This is a genomic window from Micromonospora sp. MP36 (assembly GCF_008119785.1).
GTDB lineage: Bacteria > Actinomycetota > Actinomycetes > Mycobacteriales > Micromonosporaceae > Micromonospora.
On record NZ_VSFA01000214.1, the window covers coordinates 1 to 4,256 of the forward strand.

Genomic DNA, 4,256 nt, shown 5'->3' on the forward strand with positions numbered 1-4,256 from the left:
GGGGGGGGGGCCGGGAGCCCCGGCGGGGGGGGGGGGGGGGGCCCCTCTGCCCGGGGCGGCACCGGCCCCCCGGGCGCCACCGCCAGTATGTGTGGTGCCGCACCGTGCAACACGGACCGTGCCGCTTCGACGACTATCGATTCCACGCAGCCACCGGACACGGAGCCTCGCCAGGTGCCGTCCGCGGCGACCGCCATCGTTGAACCCAGCGGCCTTGATCCGGGACCGTTACGGGCCACCAGGCGGGCCAGTACGACCGACTGGCCCGCCCGCCGCTTGGAGTCCACGAATGGCCACACTTCACGCAACACTGACGGCTTCCGGGCGGTCCTGGGCCGCTGCGCGCTCGATGACCCGGCTGAGGCTGATCGGCAGTGTTCGGTGGCGGGTGCCGGTGGCGTGCCACACAGCGTTGGCGATTGCCGCAGCGGTGCCGGCATTGCCGATCTCACCGAGACCGTTGAATCCGGATGGATCCTGAGGCTCGTAGTCAGCCACGAAGTCGGCCTCGATGTTGGGTACGTCGGCGTGGGCGGAGATGTGGTAGCCGGCGAAGTCGGCAGTGACGAGGCGGCCCGTGAGCGGATCGCGAACGGACTCCTCGTGCAGCGCCATCGACAGGCCTCCGATCATGCCGCCGATCAGCTGGCTGCGGGCCAGCAGCGGATTGATCACACGGCCTACGGCGAACATGCCGAGCAACCGGCGAACACGCACTTCTCCGGTTGCTGGGTCGACGGTGACCTCGGCGAACACGGCACTGTAGGTATATCGCTCTTCGGCCGGCTGCCAATTGATCAGCGGTGTGGTGTCGACTGACGCGGTGACTGGTCTAGCGGAATCGCCCAGCTTCTCGCGCAGCGCCTTCGCGGTCTCGGTGATGGCAAACGCGCACGATGTCGTGCCTCGGGATCCGCCGGCTCCCGCGGCCAGGCCGAGGTCGCTGTCGCCGATGTGCATGCGGACGCGCTCGGTGCTCACACCGAGGGCGTCCGCGGCCACGGCGATCAGCGCGGTGCGTGCTCCGGTGCCGATGTCGGTGGCGCCGACCCTGACGGAGAATGTCCCGTCCGTCTCCGCGGTGATCGTCGCAGAGGAGGGGAAGACTCCGGCGATGAACGCGACGGCGGCCACGCCGGTGCCGACGAGGAGGTTGCCCTCCCTGCGGACCCGGGGGCGGGGGTCGCGCTGGGCCCAGCCGAACCGGCGCGCGCCTTCCTGAAGGCATTGGACCAGGCGGCGGGTGCTGAATGGGCGGCCGGACACCGAACTGACGACGGGCTGGTTGAGCAGCCGCAACTGCAGGGGATCGATCTGCAACCGTTCGGCTACCTCGTCGATGGCTGACTCGAATGCGAACGAACCGGGTGACGCGCCGGGTCCACGCATGGAGCACGGAGGCAGAAGGTTGAGGGGTACCGCACTGAGTTCCGTGCGGATCGCCGGTGCCGCGTAGAGGGTTCGGGCCTGCTCGGTGCACCACTCGATGTACTCAGCCAGCGGCGAATGTGCGAACGCGGCGTGGTGGTGGATAGCTCGGAGCCGCCCGTCGGCATCGGCGCCGATTCGGACGCGCTGTTCAGTCGGCGGCCGCGACCCGGTTGCCAGGAAGACCTGTCTACGGGTGAGCGCGACCCGTACCGGACGCTGGAGATGCTCGGCGGCCAACGCTGCCAGGATGATCTGTGGCCCACAGATGGTTTTGGCGCCGAAGCCGCCGCCGACGTGCTCGGCGCGGATGTGCACACGTTCCGGGTCGATGAGGAACAGCGAGGCCATCACCTGGGAGATGCTGAAGGGCCCTTGGTTGGAGTCGAAGGCGTAGAGATGGCCGTCCTCCCACCATGCAGTCGCGACATGCGGCTCCATGGCGCTGTGGCTCTCTTCCGGTGTGTGGTAGAGCTCGTCCACCACCATCGCGGACGCCGCGAGCTCGGCTTCCAGGTCACCGGTGTCGGCCTCCGGGCCAAACAGGGTGGACGCGGGGCGTGCGGCGGGATGGTTCATGGAGAACTCAATGTCGTGGGGCTCCGCGTCGTAAGTCACCCGCAATGCCGCCGCTGCGGCACGTGCTTGCTCGGGTGTCTCCGCCACCACGAGCGCGATGGGACGGCCGGCGTATTCAATCACCTCGTCCTGCAGCAGCGGGAGGCTGCGGTCGGGGCCGAAGTGGTGGGCGATGTCGGGGTTGAGGCGCCGCGCGTTGCGGTGGTCCAGTACTCCCAGGACTCCCGGCTGGGCGAGAGCATCCGTGGCGTCGATGTCCCGGATTCGGCCGCGTGACACCGCGGCCGTGACCATCCAGCCGTGAGCAAGGTTAGGCATCGGCAGGTCCGCGACGTAGTGGGCGGAGCCGGTGACTTTGAGGCGGCCTTCGATCCGGGGTCGCGATTCGCCAACGGCACCGATGATCTCGTCGGGGTTCATCCGTTGCCCTCCTCTCCGGCGTCTGCGGCGAGTTCGGTCAAAACCGCTTCGATCAGGTTGCGGGCGAGCGTCACTTTGTATGCGTTGTCGCGCAGCGGCTCGGCGGCGGCGATCTCCACGTCGGCGGCTGCGCTGATTCGCTCGGCTGTGGCCGGCCCGCCGCGCAGCGCGGACTCGGCCAGTCGCGCCCGCCACGGCCGTGACGCCACGCCGCCGAGTGCGAGCCGCACGTCCTGCACCAGGCCGTGCTGGACGTCGAGTGCTGCCGCCACAGAAACGGTGGCGAACGCGTACGACGCGCGCTCCCGGACCTTGCGGTAGCGCGACTTTCTGGCGACCGCGGTCGCCGGTATCACGACTGCCGTGATCAGGGCTCCGTCGGGCAGGGCGGTCTCCCGGTCCGGGCGGTTACCGACGGGGAGATAGAACTTCGACAGCGGGATCTCTCTAGTGCCGTCGAGGGTCTCGTATCGCACCACGGCGTCGAAGGCGCTCAGCGGCACCGCCATGTCCGAGGGGTGGGTAGCCACGCAATGCTCCGTCCAGTCGAGGATCGCGTGGTTGTGGTGAGCCCCGTTGATTGCGGAGCATCCGCTGCCGGGAACCCGCTTGTTGCATGCCTCCGACGGATCGGCGAAGTAGGCGCAGCGGGTGCGTTGCAGGAGGTTTCCCCCGACGGTTGCCATGTTGCGCAGCTGGCCCGAGGCCCCTGCCAGGATCGCCTGGCTCAATGCCGGGTACCGGAGCCGCACCTGTGCGTCGGCGGCGACGGCGCTGTTGGTGGCCGTCGCCCCGAGCACCAGGCCGCCGTCTGGCGTTTCGCCGATCTCGCCCAACGCGAGGCTTCGTATGTCCACCAGGCGGGCGGGTGATTCGACTCCGGCTTTCATGAGGTCGACGAGATTGGTGCCGCCCGCGAGGAACCGTGCCCCGTCGTGCTGGGCTACGAGGTTCAAGGCATCGCGGATCTGTGTCGTCCGTTGATAGGCGAAAGCTCTCATCCGGCCACCGCCTCGCGGGCGGAGGCCTCGAGGATCGCACGCACGATCGACGGGTATGCGCTGCAGCGGCACAGGTTGCCGCTCATCCGCTCGCGTATTTCCTCTTCGGTCAGTTCCCCTGCCCGATGCGGTGAGCCGTCGCGGGTGACTGCGCTGGGCCAGCCTGCCGCATGCTCGGCGAGCATCCCGACCGCGGAGCAGATCTGTCCTGGCGTGCAGAATCCGCACTGAAATCCGTCGAGGCGGATAAAGGCCTCCTGGATCGGGCGCAGCTCACCGTCGCCGGCCAGGCCTTCGATGGTCGTGACAGCAGCGCCGTCGGTGGCGACAGCGAGGGTGAGGCAGGAGACCACTCGCTGTCCGTTGACCAGGACGGTACACGCGCCGCACTGGCCATGATCACAGCCCTTCTTCGCACCAGTGAAATTCAGGTCGTCCCGCAGCGCATCGAGGAGTGTTCTGCGGTTGTCCACCGCCAATCGGTAAGTCTCGTCGTTGACTCGTAGTGCGATCTCACTACGCGTGTTATCGGTCATCGCGATCCTCTCACCACCTTGCTCGAAGCCCACAGGATGGGACCGAATGGCTAACCGCCGGATCTGAATATCCTCATATCTGACGCGCTCCGGTGCGCAGCGAAGACGGGGCTGCGCGGCCGGGGGCCATTTGACAGACGCCATAGACGCTACGTCAGTTCATCGAATCCCTCTTGCACAGAAGTCTTGAACTTCTGCCTGATCCTGCGCGGTTTCTTCGGCGCCCGTGCCGCCATTGGCTCACCGTTCCCGCCACAGCAGGCCGGCGTTGCGACTCGGCGTCGGCCGGGCG

Annotated in this window: 4 protein-coding genes; all 4 read right to left on the bottom strand. The window is 68.0% G+C overall.

All coding sequences use genetic code 11. From position 1 onward, the window contains the following. Positions 1-311 (bottom strand): XdhC family protein (locus tag FXF52_RS44385; RefSeq protein WP_370518117.1); only part of this gene is annotated, 311 nt, incomplete at its 3' end. After that, on the bottom strand, positions 301-2,427 hold the full coding sequence (locus FXF52_RS40470; RefSeq protein WP_148804926.1) for a xanthine dehydrogenase family protein molybdopterin-binding subunit: 2,127 nt from the start codon (positions 2,425-2,427) through the stop codon (positions 301-303). The genes FXF52_RS40470 and FXF52_RS44385, both read right to left, overlap by 11 nt. Beyond that, complete coding sequence (locus FXF52_RS40475) at positions 2,424-3,428, bottom strand: xanthine dehydrogenase family protein subunit M (protein ID WP_148804927.1); 1,005 nt, start codon at positions 3,426-3,428, stop codon at positions 2,424-2,426. The genes FXF52_RS40470 and FXF52_RS40475 overlap by 4 nt, the downstream gene beginning before the upstream one ends. Beyond that, the gene (locus tag FXF52_RS40480; protein WP_148804928.1) at positions 3,425-3,964 is read right to left on the bottom strand and encodes a (2Fe-2S)-binding protein; all 540 of its coding nucleotides are present in this window, start codon (positions 3,962-3,964) and stop codon (positions 3,425-3,427) included. The genes FXF52_RS40475 and FXF52_RS40480 overlap by 4 nt, the downstream gene beginning before the upstream one ends. Positions 3,965-4,256: the final 292 nt, after the last annotated feature.